General features: G+C 70.6%; 22 protein-coding genes. 10 read left to right on the top strand and 12 right to left on the bottom strand.

From position 1 onward, the window contains the following. Nucleotides 1–4: 4 nt before the first annotated feature. Entirely contained in the window at nucleotides 5–1,273 is a 1,269-nt protein-coding gene (locus ABZW60_RS18580) for a glycoside hydrolase family 125 protein (protein WP_355478313.1), read from the top strand. Here the strand turns inward: ABZW60_RS18580 and ABZW60_RS18575 are convergent. The 6 genes from ABZW60_RS18575 to ABZW60_RS18550 all read right to left on the bottom strand — a co-directional run bounded on the left by ABZW60_RS18575 (nucleotide 1,266) and on the right by ABZW60_RS18550 (nucleotide 6,168). Further along, nucleotides 1,266–2,111, bottom strand: coding sequence for an ABC transporter permease subunit (locus ABZW60_RS18575; protein ID WP_355478311.1), 846 nt, complete (start codon nucleotides 2,109–2,111; stop codon nucleotides 1,266–1,268). The two genes, ABZW60_RS18580 and ABZW60_RS18575, sit on opposite strands and share 8 nt — an antisense overlap. Beyond that, complete coding sequence (locus ABZW60_RS18570) at nucleotides 2,101–3,012, bottom strand: ABC transporter ATP-binding protein (protein WP_355478310.1); 912 nt, start codon at nucleotides 3,010–3,012, stop codon at nucleotides 2,101–2,103. Before ABZW60_RS18570 ends, ABZW60_RS18575 begins: the two co-directional genes overlap by 11 nt. A gap of 76 nt (nucleotides 3,013–3,088) precedes the next feature. Beyond that, nucleotides 3,089–3,514 carry a hypothetical protein gene (locus tag ABZW60_RS18565; protein WP_355478308.1) on the bottom strand — a complete coding sequence of 142 codons (426 nt, stop codon included), beginning with the start codon at nucleotides 3,512–3,514 and terminating at the stop codon, nucleotides 3,089–3,091. Between the two features lie 34 nt (nucleotides 3,515–3,548). Next, on the bottom strand, nucleotides 3,549–4,214 hold the full coding sequence (locus ABZW60_RS18560) for a response regulator transcription factor (RefSeq protein ID WP_355478307.1): 666 nt from the start codon (nucleotides 4,212–4,214) through the stop codon (nucleotides 3,549–3,551). Between the two features lie 170 nt (nucleotides 4,215–4,384). Further along, nucleotides 4,385–5,032, bottom strand: a complete 648-nt coding sequence (locus tag ABZW60_RS18555) for a response regulator transcription factor (RefSeq protein ID WP_355478306.1) — start codon at nucleotides 5,030–5,032, stop codon at nucleotides 4,385–4,387. Continuing rightward, nucleotides 5,029–6,168: a histidine kinase gene (locus ABZW60_RS18550; RefSeq protein ID WP_355478304.1), complete on the bottom strand. Its 1,140-nt coding sequence runs from the start codon at nucleotides 6,166–6,168 to the stop codon at nucleotides 5,029–5,031. Before ABZW60_RS18550 ends, ABZW60_RS18555 begins: the two co-directional genes overlap by 4 nt. 291 nt (nucleotides 6,169–6,459) lie before the next feature. On the opposite strand from ABZW60_RS18550, the gene ABZW60_RS18545 reads away from it, so the two are divergent. After that, nucleotides 6,460–6,801 carry a DUF6069 family protein gene (locus tag ABZW60_RS18545; protein WP_355478302.1) on the top strand — a complete coding sequence of 114 codons (342 nt, stop codon included), beginning with the start codon at nucleotides 6,460–6,462 and terminating at the stop codon, nucleotides 6,799–6,801. On the opposite strand, the gene ABZW60_RS18540 is transcribed toward ABZW60_RS18545, so the two are convergent. Then, nucleotides 6,724–7,485, bottom strand: coding sequence for an FCD domain-containing protein (locus ABZW60_RS18540; RefSeq protein ID WP_355478301.1), 762 nt, complete (start codon nucleotides 7,483–7,485; stop codon nucleotides 6,724–6,726). The two genes, ABZW60_RS18545 and ABZW60_RS18540, sit on opposite strands and share 78 nt — an antisense overlap. 73 nt (nucleotides 7,486–7,558) lie before the next feature. On the opposite strand from ABZW60_RS18540, the gene ABZW60_RS18535 reads away from it, so the two are divergent. Beyond that, nucleotides 7,559–8,770 (top strand): alpha-hydroxy acid oxidase, encoded by a 1,212-nt coding sequence (locus ABZW60_RS18535; RefSeq protein WP_355478299.1) that lies wholly within the window; start codon nucleotides 7,559–7,561, stop codon nucleotides 8,768–8,770. Between the two features lie 20 nt (nucleotides 8,771–8,790). Here ABZW60_RS18535 and ABZW60_RS18530 read toward each other — a convergent pair whose 3' ends face one another. The 3 genes from ABZW60_RS18530 to ABZW60_RS18520 all read right to left on the bottom strand — a co-directional run bounded on the left by ABZW60_RS18530 (nucleotide 8,791) and on the right by ABZW60_RS18520 (nucleotide 11,898). Beyond that, nucleotides 8,791–9,924 (bottom strand): sensor histidine kinase, encoded by a 1,134-nt coding sequence (locus ABZW60_RS18530; RefSeq protein WP_355478297.1) that lies wholly within the window; start codon nucleotides 9,922–9,924, stop codon nucleotides 8,791–8,793. A gap of 79 nt (nucleotides 9,925–10,003) precedes the next feature. Then, nucleotides 10,004–10,642 carry a pyridoxamine 5'-phosphate oxidase family protein gene (locus tag ABZW60_RS18525; RefSeq protein WP_355478296.1) on the bottom strand — a complete coding sequence of 213 codons (639 nt, stop codon included), beginning with the start codon at nucleotides 10,640–10,642 and terminating at the stop codon, nucleotides 10,004–10,006. Further along, on the bottom strand, nucleotides 10,642–11,898 hold the full coding sequence (locus ABZW60_RS18520; protein ID WP_355478294.1) for an MFS transporter: 1,257 nt from the start codon (nucleotides 11,896–11,898) through the stop codon (nucleotides 10,642–10,644). The genes ABZW60_RS18525 and ABZW60_RS18520 overlap by 1 nt, the downstream gene beginning before the upstream one ends. Nucleotides 11,899–12,019: 121 nt before the next feature. Between ABZW60_RS18520 and ABZW60_RS18515 the strand changes: the two genes are divergently transcribed. Beyond that, on the top strand, nucleotides 12,020–12,658 hold the full coding sequence (locus tag ABZW60_RS18515) for a hypothetical protein (protein WP_355478292.1): 639 nt from the start codon (nucleotides 12,020–12,022) through the stop codon (nucleotides 12,656–12,658). Nucleotides 12,659–12,745: 87 nt separating this feature from the next. Here ABZW60_RS18515 and ABZW60_RS18510 read toward each other — a convergent pair whose 3' ends face one another. Next, nucleotides 12,746–13,390, bottom strand: coding sequence for an alpha-ketoglutarate-dependent dioxygenase AlkB (locus ABZW60_RS18510; RefSeq protein WP_355478290.1), 645 nt, complete (start codon nucleotides 13,388–13,390; stop codon nucleotides 12,746–12,748). A gap of 115 nt (nucleotides 13,391–13,505) precedes the next feature. Between ABZW60_RS18510 and ABZW60_RS18505 the strand changes: the two genes are divergently transcribed. The 3 genes from ABZW60_RS18505 (at nucleotide 13,506) to ABZW60_RS18495 (ending at nucleotide 16,630) form a co-directional block, all read left to right on the top strand. Continuing rightward, the gene (locus tag ABZW60_RS18505; RefSeq protein ID WP_355478288.1) at nucleotides 13,506–14,861 is read left to right on the top strand and encodes an amidohydrolase; all 1,356 of its coding nucleotides are present in this window, start codon (nucleotides 13,506–13,508) and stop codon (nucleotides 14,859–14,861) included. A 32-nt stretch (nucleotides 14,862–14,893) separates the two neighbouring features. After that, the gene (locus ABZW60_RS18500) at nucleotides 14,894–15,691 is read left to right on the top strand and encodes a dienelactone hydrolase family protein (RefSeq protein WP_355478287.1); all 798 of its coding nucleotides are present in this window, start codon (nucleotides 14,894–14,896) and stop codon (nucleotides 15,689–15,691) included. Between the two features lie 393 nt (nucleotides 15,692–16,084). Further along, entirely contained in the window at nucleotides 16,085–16,630 is a 546-nt protein-coding gene (locus tag ABZW60_RS18495) for a hypothetical protein (RefSeq protein ID WP_355478285.1), read from the top strand. On the opposite strand, the gene ABZW60_RS18490 is transcribed toward ABZW60_RS18495, so the two are convergent. Continuing rightward, nucleotides 16,627–18,129: a lectin gene (locus ABZW60_RS18490; RefSeq protein ID WP_355478284.1), complete on the bottom strand. Its 1,503-nt coding sequence runs from the start codon at nucleotides 18,127–18,129 to the stop codon at nucleotides 16,627–16,629. The two genes, ABZW60_RS18495 and ABZW60_RS18490, sit on opposite strands and share 4 nt — an antisense overlap. A 158-nt stretch (nucleotides 18,130–18,287) precedes the next feature. On the opposite strand from ABZW60_RS18490, the gene ABZW60_RS18485 reads away from it, so the two are divergent. The 3 genes from ABZW60_RS18485 to ABZW60_RS18475 are packed head-to-tail and all read left to right on the top strand — an operon-like array spanning nucleotide 18,288 to nucleotide 22,170. Next, a complete protein-coding gene (locus tag ABZW60_RS18485; protein WP_355478282.1) occupies nucleotides 18,288–19,643 on the top strand; it encodes an ROK family transcriptional regulator in 1,356 nt (451 codons plus the stop codon). Then, on the top strand, nucleotides 19,640–21,142 hold the full coding sequence (locus tag ABZW60_RS18480) for a sugar ABC transporter ATP-binding protein (protein ID WP_355478280.1): 1,503 nt from the start codon (nucleotides 19,640–19,642) through the stop codon (nucleotides 21,140–21,142). The genes ABZW60_RS18485 and ABZW60_RS18480 overlap by 4 nt, the downstream gene beginning before the upstream one ends. Then, nucleotides 21,142–22,170, top strand: coding sequence for an ABC transporter permease (locus ABZW60_RS18475; protein WP_355478278.1), 1,029 nt, complete (start codon nucleotides 21,142–21,144; stop codon nucleotides 22,168–22,170). The genes ABZW60_RS18480 and ABZW60_RS18475 overlap by 1 nt, the downstream gene beginning before the upstream one ends. Nucleotides 22,171–22,183 lie beyond the last annotated feature (13 nt).

Here is a 22,183-nt window from a genome sequence, read left to right as displayed (position 1 = left end):
GTTGATGATCGACCCCGAGGTCCTCGCCCGCGCCACGGCCGCCGTCCGGAAGGCCTGCGGTGACGACGTGATCGCGGAGATGTTCCGGCGCTCGATGGCCGGCAACCTGCCGGCCGTCGCCGAGCGGCTGCCGGACGGCACCACGTTCGTGCTCACCGGCGACATCCCGGCGATGTGGCTGCGCGACTCGGCCGCCCAGATGCGCCCGTACCTGCTGCTGTGCGAGGACGATCCGGGCCTGCAGGACATCCTCGTCGGCGTCCTGCACCGGCAGCTCGAGTACGTCGTCCTCGACCCGTACGCGAACGCCTTCAACCAGGAGGCCAACGGCGCCGGCCACGTCACCGACGAGACCGAGATGTCGCCGTGGGTGTGGGAGCGCAAGTACGAGATCGACTCGCTGTGCTTCCCGCTCGAGCTGGCCTACCGGCTGTGGCGGATCACCGGCCGCGCGGACGTGATCGACGAGCGCTTCCGGGCCGCCGCGGAGGCGATCGTCGAGCTGTGGACCGTGGAACAGGACCACGAGGCCCGGTCGCCGTACCGGTTCCAGCGGCACGACGACCGGCCGTCGGACACCCTGGTCCGCAACGGGCGCGGGCGGCTGACGCGGCCGACCGGGATGTCGTGGAGCGCGTTCCGGCCGAGTGACGACGCGACCGAGCTGGGCTTCAACGTGCCCGGCAACATGTTCGCGTCGGTCGTGCTCGGGTACCTGCAGGAGATCGCGACCGAGGTGCTGCGCGACGAGCCGCTGGCCGACCGGGCGAAGGCGCTGAAGGCCGAGATCGACGAGGGCATCGCCAGCTTCGGCACCGTGGAGCATCCGGTGCACGGCCGGGTGTACGCCTACGAGGTCGACGGGCTGGGGGAGACGTTGCTGATGGACGACGCCAATATGCCCAGCCTGCTGTCGATCCCGCTCACCGGGTACGCCGCGCCGGACGACCCGACGTACCTCGCGACCCGGTCACTGCTGCTCAGCCCGGACAACCCGTACTACTACAGCGGATCCGCGGCCGCCGGGATCGGCAGCCCGCACACCCCGCCGCGCTACATCTGGCACATCGCGCTCGCCGTGCAGGGCATCTCGAGCACGTCGGCGCAGGAGCGCCAGCAGTTGCTGGAGCTCCTGCGCGACACCACCGGCGGCACCGGGCAGATGCACGAGGGCTTCGACGTCGACGACCCCACGCAGTACACCCGCGAGTGGTTCTCCTGGGCCAACGCGATGTTCTGCGAGCTCGCGCTGGTGCACGCCGGGATCAAGTGACGTCGCGGCGCCGCGTCGTCCAGGCCGCGATGACCGCGAAGACCGCGCAGTAGCCGATCAGCGTCAGCAGCGCGCGGCCTCCGCCGACCGCGTCGCGCACACCGGGTGGTGCGTCGGCGGCGGCCATGCCGGTGACGCTGAAGACCAGCGAGCCGGCGTTCGTCCCGGGGAGCGCGTCGGCGAGCCAGTCGAGGCTCGGCAGCAGGCTGCTCACGACGCCGGCCAGCAGCGTCTCGATCCCGAGGATCCACACCACGCCGAGGCCGATCGGCAGCGCGACGTTGCGGAAGGCAACGGCCAGGACCGCGCCGGCCAGGCACCACGTCATCAGCACCAGCCAGCCGCCGGCCAGGCCTTGCAGGAGGTCCCCGGCGCCCGGAAAGCTCATCGAGCCGTCCTCGGCCGCGGCGATGCCGACGCTGCACAGCGCGCAGGCGGCGAAGATCCCGACCACCCAGAGCGCGATCATCGTGCCCAGCGCCAGGAACTGCGCGCCGAGGATCGTGCCGCGCTGCGGGCGCTGGGTGAGCACGGTCTTCAGCGTGCCCCAGGTGTACTCGCCGCCGATCACGATCGCGCCCAGCACCAGCGCCAGCGCGCCGGCGAAGATCGGGTACCCGCCGATGGTGTTGTCGACGACGCGTGCCGGCAGCATGCCGCGCAGGATGTCGGCGCGCGGTACGCCGTCGGTCTGCGGGTTGTCGTCGCCGGTCGCGTAGCCCAGGTACGGCAGCAGGTAGCCGAAGATCAGGCTCAGCACCAGGCCGGCGCCGAACAGGACCCAGACGGCGGATCGCTTGCGGAGCTTCAGCAGTTCGGCGCGGTAGCTACCCAACATCGGTCGTCTCCTCCCGGGTCGACAGGTCTGTGGTCAGCTCGAAGAAGATGTCCTCGAGGGCTCGTTCGGTCGTGTGCAGCTCGGACACCGCGATCCCGGCCTCGACCAGCGCCCGGTTCACCTCGGCGGCCTTCGCCGGATCCACCTGCACCCGGAGGGTGTCGTCGTACTGGTGGACACTGCCGAAGCGGGTCAGGATCGACTGCGCCTGCTCCTTCGGTGTCGCCCGGACGACCAGCTCCTGCTCGCCGCGCAGCTCGTCGACGTGGTGCTCGGCCACCATCCGGCCGGCGTTGATGATGCCGACCCGGTCGCAGATCTGCTGCACCTCGCCGAGCAGATGGCTGGACAGCAGCACGGTCCGGCCGCCGGTGCCGAGCTCGCGGATCAGGCGGCGCATGTCGCGCATCCCGGCCGGGTCGAGGCCGTTGGTCGGCTCGTCGAGGATCACCAGTTCGGGGTCCTTGAGCAGCGCCGCGGCGACACCGAGGCGCTGCTTCATCCCCAGGGAGTACGTCGAGAACCGGTCCTTGGCGCGGTCGGCGAGGTCGACCAGCTCCAGCACCTCGTCGATCCGCTGCCGCGACACCCCGGCGTACTCGGCCAGCAGCCGCAGGTTGTCCAGGCCCGACAGGTACGGGTAGAACGCGGGTGACTCGATCATCGACCCGGTCCTGCGCAGTACGCCGGACTCGCCCGGCCAGCCGCCCAGCACCCGCACTTTTCCGCTCGTCGGCGCGATCAGCCCGGTGAGGATCCGGAGGGTGGTCGTCTTACCCGCCCCGTTCGGGCCCAGGAACCCGTACACCTCACCCGGCAACACCGTCAGATCGACACCGTCAACCGCCAAGGTGTCGCCGTACCGCTTCGTCAGCCCACTGACCTCAACTAGCGCATCCATACCTAGAGCCTGGCTGCCGGCAGCCGGTTCTTGCGTCGCCCAGGAGGAGTCACCGCACCTACCGCAGCCGGAGTACTCAGGTGCTGGGGTTGGTCTCCAGACGTTGCACACTGCCGGCGGCGAGTGCTTCCGATACGTGGTCGAAGCCGCTGCGGATGACGTCGCCGTACTCACCCTCGGGGAGCATCGCGAGATGCGGTCGGGCGGCCTCCAGGTGCTCGGCGGCTCGGTCCATCTGGTTCAGGCGGCGGTAGTCGTCGGCGAGGCTGAGGTGCAGGGACGGCAGCCACTGGTCGTCGGACACGAGCTCCAGGGCCCGGAGGTCCCAGGTCAGCTCGTCCTCGGTCTCGTCCTGCACATCGGCGAGGAAATGCGCGACCACGCACCGGGTGGCCCGGTCGTCCACTTCGTCCCAGAGCGCGGTCAGCTGCGTACGGGCGGCGTCACGATCCCCGGAGCGTCCCAGTTCGACGGCTGCCGTGATCTCCGCGAGCTTCATCATGGCCATCACTCTCGGGCTTCGAGCGGCTGGAAGGTCAACCCAGCCAGCCGGGGCGGACCAGCCCGGTCTGGTACGCGACCACCACCAGCTGGGCACGGTCGCGCACGCCGAGCTTGATCATCGCCCGGCTGACGTGGGTCTTCGCGGTCGCGGGGCTGAGCACCAGCCGCTCCGCGATCTCGTCGTTCGACAAACCCTCGCCGACCAGCGCGACGATCTCCTTCTCGCGCTCGGTGAGTACGTCGAGTTCCTTGCTCGCGTGCGGCTGCCGCGAGCGCGACGCGAACTCCGCCACCAGCCGCCGTGTCACCCCGGGGGACAGCAGCGCGTCCCCGCGCGCCACCACCCGCACGGCCTGCAGCAGCTCGACCGGCTCGGTGTCCTTCACCAGGAACCCGCTGGCCCCGACCCGCAGCGCCTCGAACACGTACTCGTCGAGGTCGAACGTCGTCAGGATCACCACATGGACGTCGGCCAGCTCGGGATCCGCGCCGATCTGCCGCGTCGCCTCCAGCCCGTCCGTCCCCGGCATCCGGATGTCCATCAGTACGACGTCCGGCTTCTCCCGCCGCGCGGCCACGACCGCCTCGGCGCCGTCCGGAACCTCGCCGACCACCGTGATGTCGTCCTCGGCGTTCAGCAACGACCGGAACCCGGCCCGCACCAACGCCTGGTCATCCGCCAGCAGCACCCGAATCATGCGCTGGAGCCTAGAGGACGCGCGGACAGATGGCACCTGCTCCGCGCCGCCCCGCGGGCGCTGGGCGGCGTTGTCGTCGGTCGAAGGGACTCCGTCCCGTCTCCCTCCTCCGCCTTGCCCAGCACTCCGCGGGACGTCGCTCGCGACGGCACCACCTGTCCGCGCGTCCTCTATGCGAGCCCCGCGTCATGTGCGAGGAGCGCGATCTGCGTGCGGTTGCCGAGCTCGAGTTTGGTGAGGATGTGCGAGATGTGCGCCTTCACCGTCGCCAGGCTCATGTACAGCTCGGACGCGATCTGCGCGTTCGCCTTGCCCTGCGCGACCGCGAGCATCACGTCGTACTCGCGGGGCGACAGCCGCTCCAGCTTCTGCTGGGCGATCGTGTGCGCGTCGGCCTGTGTGGCGGCGCGGTCCATCAGCCGGCGGGTGATCGCCGGCGACAGGATCGGGTCACCGGCCGCGACCCGGCGGACGGCGTCGACGATCTGCGCCGGCGGCGTGTCCTTGAGCAGGAACCCGCTCGCCCCGGCGCGGAGCGCGTGCAGCACGTTCTCGTCGGTGTCGAACGTGGTGAGTACGACGACCTCGGGCGGATTCGTCCGCGCCCGCACCCGCCGGGTCGCGACGATCCCGTCGACGCGCGGCATCCGCAGGTCCATCAGCACGATGTCCGGGAAGTGCGCGTCGACCGCGGCCGGCACCTCGTCCCCGTCGGCGGCCTGACCGACCACGGAGATCCCGTTCGCGCCGTCGAGCATCATCTCGAGGCTGGCCCGCACCAACGCGTCGTCGTCCACCACGAGTACCCGGATGTTCACGAGGGCCACGGTAGCGAGGCCTCCAGCCGGAACCCGCCACCGGGCACCCGCCCGTGGTCCAGCGTGCCGCCCGCGAGCTGGACGCGCTCGGTCAGCCCGACCAGCCCGGTCCCGCTCCCCGGAGCCAGCGGCGTACCGTTCGAGGCCGGGTTGGTCAGCTCGATCCGCAGCCGGTCGCCCGGGTGACCGGAGACCAGCACGGTCACCGGGTGGCCCGCGGCGTGCTTGCGGGCGTTCGTCAGTCCCTCCTGGACGACCCGGTACGCCGTCCGCCCGGTTGCCGGCGGCAACGATGTGGGGTCCGCGACCCGGTCGTCGTACGCGATCGTCGTCCCGGCGTCACGGGACTCGTCGACGAGCGCCCGCAGGTCCCCGAACGTCGGCTGCGGCCGGCCCTCGTAGACGTCCTCGTCGCGGAGCACGTTGATCACCTCGCGGAGCTCGTCGAGCGCCTGGTGGACGCCGGTCCGGATCACGCCGGCCGCCTTGGCGAGCTTCTCCGGCGACGAGTCGGGGCGGTACTCGAGCGCGCCGGCGTACGTCGCGAGCAGCGAGAGGCGATGGGCGAGTACGTCGTGCATCTCGCGGGCCATCTTCGTGCGCTCGAGGGAGCGGGCCTCGGCGACCCGGCGGCCCTGCTCGGCTTCCGCGCGCCGGGCGCGTTCCCGCAGCGACTCCAGCAGCTGCTGCCGGGCTTGTACTCCTTGGCCCCATCCCAGCAGCGCCGCGTGGACGACCACGTCCAGCACGGCGAACCACAGGAACGGGAGGCCGTGGATCGGTTGCCAGAGGCCCTGGATCAGATGAGCCACGGTGCCGAGCGCGGCGACCAGGGCCGCCGTACGCCAGGGGCGGCGCATCGCCACGGACAACGTGCCGACGGTGGAGGGCGGGGTGGCGGCGGGGGAGAGGGCGGCCAGTACGGCGAGGGCCACCGCGCCGTGCACCGGGCGGCGGATCACCACCGGGATCAGCGCGACCGAGACGATGCCGACCGCGATGTCGAGCACCAGGTACTTCTCGTGCTCCGGGTCCGACAGCCGCCCGACGATCGTCATCGCCACCAGCAGCCCGACCGCCAGCGTCGCGACCACCTCAACCCGCATCGTCGGCCGCCGCGGCACACACTCCTCCATGCCGCGACCCTAGGCGGTCACCCGCGATCCCCACCACCGACCAAAGTCGAACCCCCACAGACTTCCGACCAGCCACTCCCAGCCCCACGACCGATGCCACCACCACCCACTCCCCAAGAAGGTGATCCCACAACCCCAACACCCCAGGAGCCCACGATGCAGAACCGCTCGCCCCAACCCAGCTCCCAGCCGCCGCACACGGCACCAGCTCTGCCTGCTGACTCGGCTGCGCCTCGTCGTGTTCCCGGGCGTAGCCGGCTGGCTGTTGTGGGAGTTGCGGCTCTTGCGGCCTTGGCTGATTGGGCGATTCTCGGGCCGCTCGCCGGCATCACCCTGGAGGCCCGGCAAGGCGGCACTCAGCACATCGGTGCCGCCGCCGTGTTCGTCTCGACCGTGTTCGTCGCGTTCGCCGGCTGGGGCCTGCTCGCGATCCTCGAGCGCCATACGCCGCGGGCCCAGAACATCTGGACCGTCGTCGCCGCGATCGTCTGCATCACCTCACTCGGCAGCCCGCTGACCAACGGCATCGGGCCCGGCGCCAAGCTCGGCCTCGCCTCACTCCACCTCGTCGTCGGCGCGGTCGTGATCCTCGGCCTGCGCCGCACCGCCCTCAGCGCCGCCGAACGGTGCTAACTGAGCCGCCTGGTAGAACCCCCGGATGTGCGCGGTCACGAGCTCGGCCGCGCGCTCCGGCTCACCGCCCCGCACCGCCGCCAGGATCGCCCGGTGCTCGCTCCGCAGCCCGACCGCCGTCGCCTCCCAGTCCGGCAGATTCGGTACGGCGGCCAGCACATACCCGTGGATCGCCGACCGCAGCGACGTCATCACCGCGGCGATCAGCACGTTCCCCGCCAGCCCGGACAGCGCGACGTGGAACTCCGCGTCGAGCACGTGGAACTCCTCCGGCGACAACCCGCCGTCGTCCATCCGGTCGAGCAGCTCTTCGGCGACCTTCAGCTCATCCGGCTCGAGCTCCCGCGCCGCCGCCTCCCGCGCCGACCAGGACTCCAGCAGCAGCCGGGTCTGCACGACGTCCCCCATCGGCAGGTGATTGGTTGCCAGATGCAACCGCAGTACGGCGGTCAGCGGCGACACCGGCTCCGCCACGATCACCGCGCCCGCCTCGGGCCCCGACCCGGTGGCGGTCCGCACCACGCCCATCGCCTCCAGCACCCGGACCGCCTCGCGCACCGACGGCCGGCTGATCCCGAGCTGCTCGGCCAGTGCCCGCTCGCCGGGCAGCCGTCCGCCGATCCGCAGCCGCCCGGCCGCCAGATCGGCCTCGACCCGGTGCAGGACCAGCTCGTAGTTCTTCACGTGGACACCCTACCTGTGTGGTCGGACCACAGGGTAGGGTGTGGTCCGACCACAGAATCAGCCGGGAGACGTGATGACCGATCGCCAGATGCCCAAATGGTCCGAGTTGAAGCCGTTGCTGCGGCCGAAGCCGATCACGGTGAACGCGACCGAGCGGCGGCTGGAGAAGGCCCTGACGATCGCGGACCTGCGCCGGATCGCGAAGCGCCGGACGCCGCGGTCGGTGTTCGACTACACCGACGGCGCCGCGGAGGCCGAGATCAGCCTGCGCCGGGCCCGCCGGCTGTTCGCCGAGATGGAGCTGCAGCCGTCGATCCTGCGCGACGTCTCCGACATCGACCTGGGGACGTCGATCCTGGGCGGCCGCTCCGAGCTGCCGTTCGCGTTCGCGCCGACCGGCTTCACCCGGATGATGAACCACGAGGGCGAGAGCGCGGTCGTGAAGGTGGCCGAGCAGGTCGGCATCCCGTACGCGTTGTCGACGATGGGTACGACCTCGATCGAGGACGTCGCCGCCGCGGCACCGAACGCGCGCAAGTGGTTCCAGCTGTACGTGTGGAAGGACCGCACAGCCGGTGAGGACCTGGTGAAGCGGTCGGCCGCCGCCGGGTACGAGGCGCTGATGCTGACCGTCGACGTACCGGTCGCCGGGGCCCGGCTCCGCGACGTCCGCAACGGCTTCACGATCCCGCCGTCGCTGACCGCGAAGACCGTCCTGGACGCGTCCCTGCACCCGGCCTGGTGGGCGAACCTGCTGACCACCCGCCCGTTGACGTTCGCGTCGCTGTCCACGTGGGACGGCACGGTCGCGGAGCTGCTCGACAAGCTGTTCGACCCGACGATGACGATCGACGACCTGAACTGGCTGCGCTCGATCTGGGACGGGCCGCTGATCGTCAAGGGCATCCAGACGGTCGAGGACGCCCGCCGGGTCGTCGACGCCGGCGCGGACGCGGTCGTGCTGTCGAACCACGGCGGCCGGCAGTTGGACCGCGCGCCGACGCCGCTGCGAATCCTGCCGGACGTCCGCAAGGCGGTCGGCAGCGACGCGGAGATCTACCTCGACACCGGCATCATGTCCGGCGCCGACATCGTCGCCGCGATCGCGCTGGGTGCGGACGCCTGCCTGGTCGGTCGCGCGTACCTGTACGGCCTGATGGCCGGCGGGCAGCGCGGTGTCGCCCGCGCCGCGGACATCCTGACCAAGGAGGTACGCCGCACGATGGCTCTGCTCGGCGTCTCCAGCGTCGCCGACCTGAACCCGTCGCACGTCCGGCTGCCCTGATACAGCCGGCCACAGGAGCCTTACAGCGGGAGCGTCGCCGTGATCCGCAGGCCGCCGGCCGGCGTGCGGTTCGCGGTCAGCGTGCCGCCGAGCGCGGTGGCACGTTCGCGCATCCCGGAGATGCCGTTGCCTTCGATCGGCGGTCCGGCCAGCGACTCGCCGTTGTCGTCGACCTGCAGCACCAGCGCCTGTTCGCCGTACTGGATCCGGACCGTCGCCGAGGTCGCCCGAGCGTGCCGTACGACGTTCGTCAGCGACTCCTGGACGATGCGGAACGCGGCACGGTCGAGGCCGGCCGGCAGCGGCCGCGGATCGCCGTGCACGATCTTGTGGACGTCGAGGCCGGCCCGTTCGGTGCGGCTGATCAGGTGGTCGAGGTGATCGAGTCCGGCGACCGGCTGACGCGGCGCCGACTCGTCGGACTGCCGCAGGACGCCGACGATCGACCGCAGCTCGACCAGCGCCTCCTTGCTCGCGTCCTTGATCGCGGACAGCGCCGGGGCGGCCTGCTCGGGCTGCCGGTCGACGAGGTGCAGCGCGGTGGACGCCTGCACGTTGATCAATGAGATGTGGTGCGCGACGACGTCGTGGAGCTCCTGCGCGATCCGCAGGCGTTCCTCGCCGGCGCGGCGCAGCTCCTCCTCCTTCCGCGTCCGTGCGGCGGCCATCACCCGGTCGCGGTGCGCGCGGAAGAGCTCGGCGAGGAAGCCGAGGACACAGAAGCATGTGCCGACGAGCAGCACCTGGTAGACGCCCTGCTCGTTGATGCCGAGGATCATCCGCCCGCCGACATGGCCGACGTACAGGGTGATCAGCCCGAGCCAGCCCGCCAGCCGGTGACCGAGCCGGATCGTGGTGAACACGGCGATCACGAACGCGAACACGACCGGGCCCCACGGGTACTCGCGGAGCATGTAGACCAGCGTCGAGAGGACCGTTGCCCACAGCACCGGGATCGGCTTCGTCCACAGCCAGTACAGCGACAGCGAGCCGATCAGCAGCAGCACCACCATGAACCAGTCCGGCTCGTGGCGGTCGGTCTGGCCGCGGGACGCACCGAACGTGCCGACCACCGAGAACACGGCCAGCGCCACGGGCAGCAGCACGCGGCGCACTCGTGCCCCGAGGGTCGGGGTCACCGCTGTCGTGCTCACAGTACGGAACCGTAGAGGCCGGGCGGGGGCGATGTCATCGTCGCCACGGAGTACATCGGCCTGCGCCCGGCGCGGTAGTTCAGTACTTGACCTTGTAGATCTTCTCCTCGTACGCCTGCCCGTAGTACTCCTCGAGCGTCGCGAGCTCATCGTCGGGCCGCTCCAGCGCCTTCGCGATCCGCGGGCGGCTCGGCATGGCCTCCGGGTTCCAGGTCTCGGGCTTCCACAGCTGGGACCGCAGGAACGCCTTCGAGCAGTGGTGGAAGATCTCCTCGATCTCGACCAGCAGGGCGAGCTGCGGGCGGTTGCCCTTCACCACCATCTCGTCGAAGAACGGCGCCTCGCGGACGATCCGGGCGCGGCCGTTGATCCGCAGCGTGTCGCCGCGGCCCGGCAGGAAGTAGATCAGCCCGACGTGCGGGTTGGAGAGGATGTTGGTGAACCCGTCGACCCGCCGGTTGCCGGCCCGCTCCGGGATCGCGATCGTGGTGCTGTCGAAGATCTTCGTGAACCCGGCCGGGTCACCCTTGGGGGAGACGTCGCAGGTGCCGTCGTCCGCGGAGGTGGCGATCAGGCAGAACGGCGAGGCCGCGAGCCACTCCCGGTCGAGGTCGTGCAACTCCTTGCGGGCCTTGCCGGCGGCGGCCGCCAGCGGTTGCGGGACGACGTCCCGCAGTTCGTCGTACGTCGTGATCTCGACCAGTCCGGGGATCTCCATCAGGCGGCGTTCTCCTCTACCAGCGACGGCGTGGCGTCCTCGTTGACGGCCCTCGTCCGCGCAGCCCATCGTACGGCGGGACCAGTCGCGCAACTGGTCCCCAGGAACAGTGCGCCGACGGCCAGCCAGCCGATCGGGCCCCAGCCGAGGACGACCGTGGTGAGCAGTGCCGGGCCGAGCATCCGGGCGATCGCGGGGCCGGTGCCGAAGAAGCCCTGGTACTGGCCCTGCTTGTCGGCCGGGGCCAGTCCGAAGCTGATCTCCCAGGCGCCGGAGGCCAGCTTCATCTCGCCCAGGGTCAGGAGTGCGGCGGCCAGGACGAGGACGGCGGCGGTGGCCGGAGCGCCCAGGTCGGCGGCGGTGGTCGCGAACACGGCGCAGGCGGCCAGCATCGCGACTCCGGCGTACCGGACGCTTCGGGACGCGGTGCGGAGATCCTTGACGCTCTTGGCGATCCGGACCTGGAAGAGCGTGACACCGAGGGTGTTGACGATCATCAGCGAGGCGACGACCCAGCTCGGCGCGTTCGTCCGGGTGACGATCCAGAGCGGGCCGACCAGGCTGATCAGCGGCATGAAGAGCAGCATCACCGCGTTGATCAGCGCGAGGACGGCGTACGGGCGGTCGTGCAGCACGGCCAGCCGCGGCTCGCCGGCGACCCGGAGTGTGGTCGCGATCGACGGCACCCGGCGCAGCAGCCCGGCCGCGATCAGGAAGCTGAGGGCGTCGACCGCGAACACGACCAGGTACGCCGCGGTGGTGTCGAAGCGGAGCGCGACGCCGCCGAGGAGCGCGCCCAGTGCGAGCCCGGCGTTCACGGTGGACTGGAGGAACGCGCGGATCCTCGTCCGCTCGGCCGGGCGGACCAGGCCGGCGAGCAGGGCCTGCCGCGCCGCGGTGAGGCCGGTCTGGCTGCAGGCGTAGATGATCGCGGCGATCAGGAAGCCGGCGAAGCTCCTGACGACCAGGAACGACGCCACCGCCGTCGCGGTCGTCAGCGCCAGCAGGACCGCGGTGCCGCGGGCTCCCCGGCGGTCCGCGAGGTTCCCGAGCGGGACGCCCGCGAGGAATCCGACCAGCCAGGCGATCGTCAGCCCGAGCCCGACCTCCGCGGTCGACAGGCCGACCACGCGGGTGAAGAACAACGCCGAGGTAACGACGAACGCCCCGTCGCCGACCGAGTTGGCCAACTGCGCCATCGCGAGATCCCGCGGCGCGCCGGCCGGGGGAAGCATCTGCCCGAGTCTGCTGCTCATGCGTCTGAGCCTAGGCGCGCGGCGGCCCAACCAAGAGATCCATTCTGACTCCGACAACATGGGCCAATTAGCTCTGTGGACAACCCCCACCGGGCCTCGGATTCACGGCACCTTTACCAGCATGACCTTCGAATCCCTCCCACCCACCTGGCCCGACCGTCCCCTGACCGACCCCACCTTCACCGCCGACGTAGTAGACCTCATGGTCAACCTGGGCGACCGCCACCGAGGCACCCTCACGGTCCTCATCTGCGACCCCACCAACCACTACCAAGCCACCGTCACCATCGAACTCCCACCCGAAGCCATCCCATCCGAGGCAACCACACCCGACGCCACCCCCTCCGGCGCCACCCCGTCCGGCGCCACCCCATCGGGCGGCACCCCGTCCGGCGGCACCCGGTCCGGCGCGATCTCGTCCAGCGCCATCCGGTCCGACGCGATCCCACCTGACGCGATCCCGCGTGGCGTCACCACCCCACCCGACCGCTGGACCCGCGTGGCGGGCACCAGCCCCGCCCAGCTCTGCGGGACCGCCATGGACCCGATCATCCCGGCGGTCCGCACCGCCCCCGGCACAGCCCTCATCCTGGCCCTCGGCCGCCCCGGCCCCGCCCGCCTCACCGACTTGGACACCCAGTGGTCACAAGCCGCCACCGCCATCTGCCGCGCCGCCGGCATCCGCCTCCTCGGCTTCTACGTCGCCGCAAAGGACGGCGTCTACCGCCCGGCCACCATCACTCCCGCAGCCGCCGCCTAACCCAAGCGGCTACCCGGCCTGCGCCGCTTGACCGGCAGCCAACCTCAGCTGCGGCTGGCTGTCGTTGGTGCCTGGGTGAGGGGGTGGTCAGCGGACGCCGCGGGGGCGGAATTGGATGCTGATTCGGGGGCCTACTCGGCCGGTGGCTTTCGGGATGGCGTGTTCCCAGGTGCGTTGGCAGGAGCCGCCCATGACGATCAGGTCGCCGTGGCCGAGTGGGTAGCGCACCGCGGAGCTGACTGGGCCGGTGGAGCCGCCTGGGCGTGGTCGTAGGGCGAGCACTCGGGGCTCACCGACGGACAGGATCGCGACCATCGTGTCCTCGTGGTTGCCGCGCCCGATCCGGTCGCCGTGCCAGGCCACGCTGTCCCGGCCGTCGCGGTAGTAGCACAACCCCGCCGTACGGAACGGCTCGCCGAGTTCCTCCGTGTAGTGCGCGCTCAACGCGTCCCGCGCCTCGTCGAGGATCGGCAGGGGCAGCTCCGCGGTCTCGCCGTAGAAGCACAACAGGCGGGGCACGTCGACCACCCGGTCGTACATCTGCCGCCGCTCGGCCTGCCACGGGACCTCGCGAGCCAGCCGCTCGTACACCTGGTCGGCCCCCGTCAACCACCCGGGAAGCACGTCGATCCAGGCCCCGCGCCCGAGCTCGGTCCGCACAACCCCGTCCAGCGGCCCCAACTCCGGATCCGCGAAGGCGTCCAGCAACGAGCCCTGAAGATCAGCACCCATGCGACCCACCATACCCGAAACTCGAACATTTGTTCCCCTGACTTCACGAACCCGGTGGACCTGGGGATGCACAAGACTGCTGTCCGTCGACGGACCCGGCCTGCCTGGAGGATGAATGTCGCGCTTGGTGATCCGCAACGTGTCCGTCCTGGTCGTGCCCGAGCAGGGCGAGTGCCACGTCGACGAGGCGCAGGACATCTACGTCGAAGACGACCGCATCGCGGCGATCACCCCCACCTCACCCGACGCGAATCCGCTGGGTGATCGGGGGAGTGGTGCGGCTGTCGAGGTGGTGGATGGGGCCGGGTTGTTCGCGGTGCCTGGGTTGGTGAACTCGCATACGCACAGTCCGATGGTGATGATGCGGGGGGCGGCGGAGGATCTCTCGATCGAGGATTGGTTCAATCGGCGGGTCTGGCCGATGGAGGTGAATCTGACGCCGGAGCGGGTGCGGGTCGGGGCTCGGCTGGCTTGTGCGGAGATGCTGCTGGCGGGAGTGACGACGTTCGTCGATCACTACTTCCACGCCGACCAGATCGCCGCGGCCGCGATCGAGTCGGGGATTCGTGCGGACCTGGCGCCGACGTTCTTCTCCTCGGCAGGGGAGCAGGCCATCAGCGCGGCCTTCGACACGACCCGGGAGCTCGCGCACCAGCACCCGCGGATCACCGCGAGTCTCGGGCCACACGCGACATACACGGTCACCGACGACGACCTACGGCGTACGGCGGACCTCGCGCGGGCGGAAGGCCTGCGGATCCACCTGCACGCAGCCGAGACGGACGACCAGACACAGGCCTCGCTCGACAAGCACGGCGTCACGCCGATCCAGGTGCTCGAACGGACCGGCGTCCTCGAAGCCGGAGCCCTGGTCGCGCACGGCTGCGGGATCCGCGCGGACGACCTCCCGATCCTGGAGCGGTACGCCGGTACGGCCGTCGCGTCCTGCCCGAAGGTCTATCTGAAGCTGGCGATGGGCGAAGTCACCCCGATCAAGGCGCTGCGCGCGGCAGGCGTCGACGTCGGCATCGGCACGGACGGCGCCGCCGTGCACAACACGCTCGACGTCTGGGAAGCGATCCGCATGGTCGCCCTCACCCAGAAGCAGCGCGAACACGACGCCGAATGGATGACCCTCTCCGACACCCTCCGCCTCGCCACGCGGGGCAGTGCCGCGGCCGCCGGCCTCGCCGATCGCATCGGCGTCCTCGAGCCGGGCCGGCAGGCCGACATCGCCCTCGTCGACCTCAGCGCACCCCACAACCAGCCGCTCCACGACCCACGCGCCGCGCTCGTCTATTCCGTCCGGGCCTCCGACGTCGTCACGGTTCTCGTCGCCGGCCAGGTCGTGGTTCGCGACCGCCGACTCACGACCATGGACCTCGCCGAGATCCTCGCCGACGCACGATCCCTGGCCCACACCCTCGTCGACCTGTCCACCGGCGGAGCGGTGCAACGCTACGCACCCTGACGTGCGCGAGCCGTGACCCTAAGCTTCTCGCCATGACCGCGGATCTGGCCTCCTGGCGAAGGGCGCCGTTCACCGGCGCCGGCCTGACCTACGACTGCTTCGAGAAGGGCGAGGGGCCCGGTGTCGTGCTGATCCCGGAGATCCCCGGGCTGACGCCGGAGGTGGCCGCGTTCGGCGAGCACCTGGTGCGCGAGGGGTTCACCGTCGTGATCCCGTCGCCGTTCGGTACGCCGGGGCGCGCCGAGACCCCCGGCTACACGCTGGGCGTGATCGCCCGGCTGTGCGTCTCGAAAGAGTTCCGGTGCTTCGCGGCGAACGCCGAGCGCCCGATCACCAGGTACCTGCGCGCCGTCGCGACCGATCTGGCCGCGCGGACGCCGGGCCGCGGGGTGGGCGTGATCGGGATGTGCTTCACCGGCGGTTTCGCGCTCGCGACCGCGGTCGAGGACGTGGTGACGGCGCCGGTCCTGAGCCAGCCGTCGACGCCGTTCGCGGTGACCCCGGGGCTGCGGCGCGACCCCGGCCTGTCCGAGCGCGAACTCGAGGCGGTCAAGGAGCGGGTCCGGACCGACGGGCTCTGCGTCCTCGGGCTGCGGTTCAGCCGGGACCGGATGTCGCCGGCCGAGCGGTTCGTCACGTTGCGTGCGCAGTTGGGCGACGCGTTCGAGGTGATCGAACTGGACTCGGCTCCCGGCAATCCCGACGGGTACGGGAGCTCCGCGCACTCGGTGCTGACCCGGGACCTGCGCGAGGACCCGCCGAACTCGGCGTACCACGCCCGGACCCGGACCGTGGACTTCCTCCGCCGGCACCTGACAGCAACCGGATGACGACGTTCCGTGCCGAAATGCAAAGATCGCGTTGTGTAACCCGAACCGTGTGATTCGGTGGCCCTCGGGCGGGGAATCCTCGGTTTTGCTGGGGGTGTTCGTTGCTGTCTGCGAAAGTGGGGGAGCGGTGGGTCACGCTGTCGTTTTTCCTCTGGTCCTGGGTACCGGACGCATGGCACGATCGGCCACCGAGGCACCACAGGGGACTGGGACGAGTGAGGCTCTATGAACGGGCGGACTGCGCAGGAAAGCCGGCTTCCGGCGAACGGGAGTCCAGCGGCGAACGGCACCAACGGTCACGCTCCGCAACCAAGCTCTCACCTTGACCCCCCGGCCGGGTGGCAGCCGGGGCAGCAGGTCGGTGAGATCCAGCTGGAGCAGCCGAAGGATGTCGTGCCGCGGTCGGAGTGGCTGTCCGAGGTGCGGGACCGGCCGCGGGAGACGTCCGGTCCGACGCTGCGGCAGTTCAACACGCCGGTCCGGGTCGACGAGATCGCGGTCGCGGCGATGACGCTCGCCGAGGACCTGCACGCCGCGACCCAGAACATGCCCGAGTCCGTGGAGCTGCGGAAGTTCCGGCGCGACCTCGACCAGGCCGCGACCACCTTCCGTGACCTGGCCAGCCGGCTGGAGGTCACCGCGGGCAAGCTCGTCCGCCTCGCCGCGAACGAGGGACAGGCGTGTGGCGTCGGCTGGGGCGTCTGTCCCGAGCACGGCCTGACGCTGATGAACGTCGGCGAGACGGTCACCTGCCACGTCCTCGGCTGCGGCCGTGAGAACGAGGGCGAGGTCGAGCGCTGCGAGCACCCGGTCGCGTACCGGGTCGTCGACGCCGCTGGTCCGGCCCTGCTCACCTGCACCGGCCATGCGATCGCCTGCCGCCTCTACTTCGACAACCCCGTCATCACGGCCACCGCTGACAGCATGGAGCTGTTCTAGGAGATCCGGCAGGACGTCAGCTGGTCGTTGGCGTTGGGCGTCAGCGCGACGAAGTTCGGCGTGTCCGCCGTGCGCACCCATGACTGCCCGCCGAAGTTGTCGTCGGCGTAGACCGTCACCGTCCAGCCGGCCGGCACCCGCACCGACGAGGCCCAGTTGTCCGGTATGCCGGCCGCCTGCAGCTGGGCTCGCGTGTAGTTGCCCTTGGCAAGCGAAGCACCGGACGCGCCGCCGTAGTCCACGTGCTCGTAGAAGACCACACCGGCGCCCGGTGCGGGCATCGGCACAGTCGGTCGGGTCGCGGTCAGCGGCGCCTGGCCCTTGAACATCCGGCCGCCGTCGTTGGTCAGCCTCAGGTAGTAGTCGGCGGAACAGGCCGTGCCGTCCTCGTCGAGCGCGCGGATCCCCGAGCCGGCCGGGACCCAGGCGGCCGTCTCCGCGGTCTTGGCGATCTGGTTGCCCTCGTTGAACTCGTCGAACATCGAGATGTACAGACCCTGCACGCCGACGCGCGTGAGGTTGTAGAACTGGCGCCACATCAGGTCGCCGTGCCGCCGGTGCCCGGACTGCAGGTCGCCGGGGATGACGCACGGCTGGTAGTCGATGCCGTGGGCGTTGCAGTCCGCCTGGTCCTGCTGGTTCACGTTGTTGTAGTAGTGATCGGCGCCCGCGACGTCGCTGATCCGCCCGACCATCCACGGCGAGAGCATGTTGAACGCGTGGTACACGTCCAGGTACCCGGGCCGCGAGTCCTCGTTGCCCGGCAGCCAGTGCGTCGGGACGCCGCCGATCACGTAGCAGCCCTGGCCTTTGAACCAGTTCACGACGTCCAGGCAGACATCCGCCGGCCAGGCCTTGTTCGCTTCGTTGAAACCGAAGCCCCAGATACAGACGACCGGCTTGCCGTTCTGCCGCGCGTACGCCGGTGACGACGTGTATGCGCGCATCTTGTTGATCCAGTCGGCCTTCATCTCCGACTGCATGTTCGTCCAGGCGGTCGCGTCGTACATGATGTAGAACTTGCGGCCGCACTGCTCCGCGGCCTGGCGTACCTTCGCGGCCATCGCGTCCCGGGTCGGCCCTTCGCCGCCGGTCGGGTTGAATCGCTGCAGCGCGGCCGTGTCGCAGCCGTTCTGCTGCATCCACTGGAAGTGCGTGTTCACGGTCTGCTGGTCGTACGACGAGAACAGCCGGGCGGCTTGGCCGTTGCCGAGGTTCGCGTACGCCGTCTGGTACGTGGCCGTGAAGTCGCGGACGTCGGGCCAGCTGACGATCGCGGTGTTCGTCGGCGAGGGCGGCTGCCCCCAGTTCTGGCTCCAGTGCCACCACCCGTTGATCGGGGCACCGTCGCCGGCACAGGCGAACCAGCCCTGGTAGCCGACGGTGACTTTGCCGACGACGTCGCCCGAGGGACTGGCGGCGAAGGCGAACTGGGACCGGCCGGCCAGAGCGGCGGCTGCGGCGGTGCCGGCGAGGAGGGTACGGCGAGAGAGCTTCATGGGCGTGCTCCTGGTGGGGGCGGGCAGGAGAAAGTTCCGTGAGCGTACAAAACCCTACAAACTCCTGCAAGAACTCGACTGTTACGAACCCTTGACGGCCGGACGGCGTGAACTTAGTTTGTTGGATCAACAGACAAAGTCCGGGAAGGGGTGCCCAGATGACGTTGACCGACGGTCGCCGCCCGGGAAGCCGGGGCGTTGCCGCCGATCACGTGTCACTGCGGCGCAACAACCTCTCGGTGGTCCTGCGGCACGTCCGCGACCTCGGTCCGCGGTCCCGCGCCCGGATCGCCGAGGAGACCGGGCTGAACAAGGCGACCGTCAGCAGCCTGGTCGCCGAACTCGTCGAACGCGGCCTGCTGCGCGAGGGCTCGGCCGACTCCAGCCGCGCGCTCGGCCGCCCGGGTCAGCTCGTCGAGCTCGACGGCACCGGCGTGTGCGGTGTCGGCGCCGAGATCAACGTCGACTACCTGGCGGTGTCGGCGCTCGACCTGGCCGGGCGGGTGGTCCTGGAGAAGCGCGTGCCGGTGGATGTCGCGCACCTCGAGCCGGCCACGACGCTCGACCGGCTCGCGGACCTGGTTCGCGAGGCGCTCGCGGCCGTGTCCGCCCGGGGCGGGCAGCTCGCCGGGGTGACGCTGGCGGTACCGGGCCTGGTCCAGGGCGAGACCGGTGAGCTGAAGCTGGCGCCGAACCTGGGCTGGGGTGAGGTCTCGGTCGCCCGGGAGATGCGCGGCCGGCTGGGCAACCCGGAGTACCCACTGCACGTCGAGAACGAGGCGAACCTCGCAGCACTGGCCGCCTACGCCGAACTCCGCCGCGCCGAGGACGGCGCGGCCAGCGGGGACCAGGCCAGCGGCCGCGGGGACCAGAGCGGCGGCCGTGGAGACCAGAGCGGCGGGGACAGGAGCGGCGGCGGGGGTCGTCCGACGCATGACCTGGTGCTGCTGACCGGGGCGGTCGGTGTCGGTGGCGGGGTGGTCACCGGCGGGCATCTGTTGCGCGGCGGCCGCGGCTACAGCGGCGAGGTCGGGCACATGCCGGTCGCGCCGCCCGGGCGGACCTGCGGATGCGGGCGGACCGGCTGCTGGGAGACCGTCGTCGGGCTGACCGCACTGTTGCATAAGGCAACGGACAGGGACGACCCGGTGCGGGACCCGTCGCTGGACGTGGAGCAACGGCTGGCCGGGATCACCCGGCGCGCCGAAGCGGGGGACACGCGGACGCTGTCCGCGCTGAAGGACGTCGGCACCTGGCTGGGGATTGGGGGAGCGATCCTGGTGAACATCCTGAATCCGGACGTGCTCGTACTGGGCGGCTACTTCGCCGTCCTCGGGCCGTGGCTGAAGGAACCTCTGGAGAAGGCGATCCGCGACCGCGTGATCGCACCGGACGGCGGCGGCTGCCGGGTCGTCCGGTCGGAGCTCGGTTTCGCGGCGGCCGTCCGCGGCGGGGCGCAGATCTCGCTCGACCGGATCTTCGTCGACCCGACCCGGATCGGGGCGGCGGCATGAGCGACCTGCTGACCATGACGGGCATCGTCAAGCAGTTCCCGGGCGTCCGGGCACTCGACGGCGTGGACCTCGACGTCCGCGCGGGCGAGGTGCACTGCCTGCTCGGGCAGAACGGCGCCGGAAAGTCCACGCTGATCCGGGTGCTGACCGGCGCCCACCAGCCGGACGCGGGCACGATCCGGATCAACGACGAGCCGGTGCAGCTGAACAGCCCGACGGCGGCGATCCAGCGGGGTATCGCCGCGATCTACCAGGAGCTCGACCTGGTGCCGGAGCTGACCGTTGCCGAGAACATCTTCCTCGGTCACGAGCCGTCCCGCTACGGCTTCAGCCGCACGCACGAGGCGAACGCGAAGGCACGCACGATCCTGCAGGGCCTCGGCCATGCCGAGATCCCGGTGCACCGTACGGTCGGCTCGTTGCCGGCCGCCGGGCAGCAGATCGTCAGCATGGCCCGGGCGCTGTCCCGCGACGCCCGCCTGATCGTGATGGACGAGCCGTCGGCCGTGCTCGACCCGGAAGAGGTGTCGAACCTGTTCCGGGTGATCCGCGGCCTGACCGATCGCGGTGTCGCGGTCGTCTACATCTCGCACCGGCTCGAGGAGATCCGGGAGATCGGCGACCGGGTCACGGTGCTGAAGGACGGCGCGACCGTGGCGACCGGCCTGGACGCCCGCGAGACGCCGACCAAGGAACTCATCCAGCTGATGACCGGCCGGTCGATCGAGTACGTCTTCCCGCCCCGTGCCGAGATCCCGTCCACCGCGCCCGTCCTGCTGGAGGTCGTCGGCCTGAGCCGGCCGGGTGAGTTCTCCGGGATCGACTTCCAGGTCCGCGCGGGCGAGATCGTCGGGCTGGCCGGACTGGTCGGCTCCGGCCGTTCCGAAGTACTGGAGACCGTGTACGGCGCCCGCCGCCCGGCGACCGGGTCCGTGCGAGTCGGCGGGGTCACGCTCAGACCGGGCCGGGTGCAGGCCGCGGTCAAGGCCGGGGTCGGGCTCGCCCCGGAGGAACGCAAGAGTCAGGCGTTGCTGCTCGACGAGGCGGTGTTCAAGAACATCACCGTGTCGACGCTGGGACGCTTCGCCAGCACCGGATTCCTGAACAGCCGGGCCGAGCGGGAGGCGGCGACCAAGCTGGCCAAGGCCTTGGACGTCCGTCCGCCCGGGGTCGACCACCCGGTGCGCAACCTGTCCGGCGGCAACCAGCAGAAGGTCGTACTCGCGCGCTGGTTGCTGCGGGACTGCCGGGTGCTGCTGCTGGACGAGCCGACCCGGGGAGTCGACGTCGGGGCGCGGTCGGAGATCTACGCGCTGATCCGGGAGCTGGCGTCCAACGGGGTCGCGATCGTGCTGGTCTCCAGCGAGGTCGAGGAAGTGCTCGGTCTGTCCGACCGGGTCGTCGTACTGCGGGAGGGGCGTGCCGTCCACACGGGGCCCGCGCAAGACATCGACGAGCACCAGGTCCTCGACCTGGTGATGGAAGGAAGTGCCATGTGATGAGTGAGGACATCACAACCTCATCCACCCAGGAAACTGTCACCCCACCGGCCGCCCAGCGGTCCACGAGCCTTCTGCAGACCGGTTTCGGGCGCAACCTGGGCCTGGTCATCGCGCTGGTCCTGCTCTGCATCGTCGGCGCGGTCACGGCAGGAGACACGTTCGCGACCGGTGCGAACGTGCTGACCATCCTGCGACTGGCCGCGGTCATCGGGGTGGTCAGCGTCGGGATGACGTTCGTCATCACCGGCGGCGGGATCGACCTCAGCGTCGGCGCGATGGTCGCGCTGGCGTCGGTCTGGGCGACCACGCTGGCGACCCAGCAGCTGGCCGCCGACTACCACTGGATCTTCATGGTCACCACGGCGCTCGCGGTCGGCGCCGCCTGCGGCCTGGTCAACGGTCTCCTGGTTGCCTACGGCAAGATCGTGCCGTTCATCGCCACGCTGGCGATGCTGGCGGCGGCCCGCGGCCTGGCCGAGATCATCTCCGACCGGAAGACCCAGATCATCACGGTCAACTCGTTCGTCGACTTCTTCGGCGGCTCGTTGATCGGCGTCCCGGTGCTGGTCTGGATCTTCGTGCTGGTGGCCGCGGCCGGCTGGGTGATCCTGAACCGCACCACCTTCGGCCGCCGCACTTTCGCCGTCGGCGGGAACGCCGAAGCCGCCCGCCTGGCGGGCATCAAGGTCCAGCGTCACACCGTGGCGCTGTACGTCCTGGCCGGACTGTGCTGCGGGATCGCCGCGGTGATGCTGATGGCGCGGACGACCACGGGGAGCTCCACCCACGGTCAGTTGTACGAACTCGACGCGATCGCGGCGGTGGTGATCGGCGGCACGCTGCTGTCCGGCGGCCGCGGCACGATCGTCGGCACCGTGTTCGGCGTACTGATCTTCACGACGTTGAACAACGTCTTCACCCTCAACAACCTGAGCATCTCCGCCCAGTCGGTGGCGAAGGGCGCGATCATCGTGATCGCCGTCCTCCTCCAGCAACGGCTGGCGCGTCGTACCACCAGCTCGTAGCAGTCACAGAAGG

This window comes from Kribbella sp. NPDC003557 (assembly GCF_040610805.1).
Lineage (GTDB): Bacteria > Actinomycetota > Actinomycetes > Propionibacteriales > Kribbellaceae > Kribbella.
This window is presented reverse-complemented; position numbering and strand designations above follow the sequence as displayed.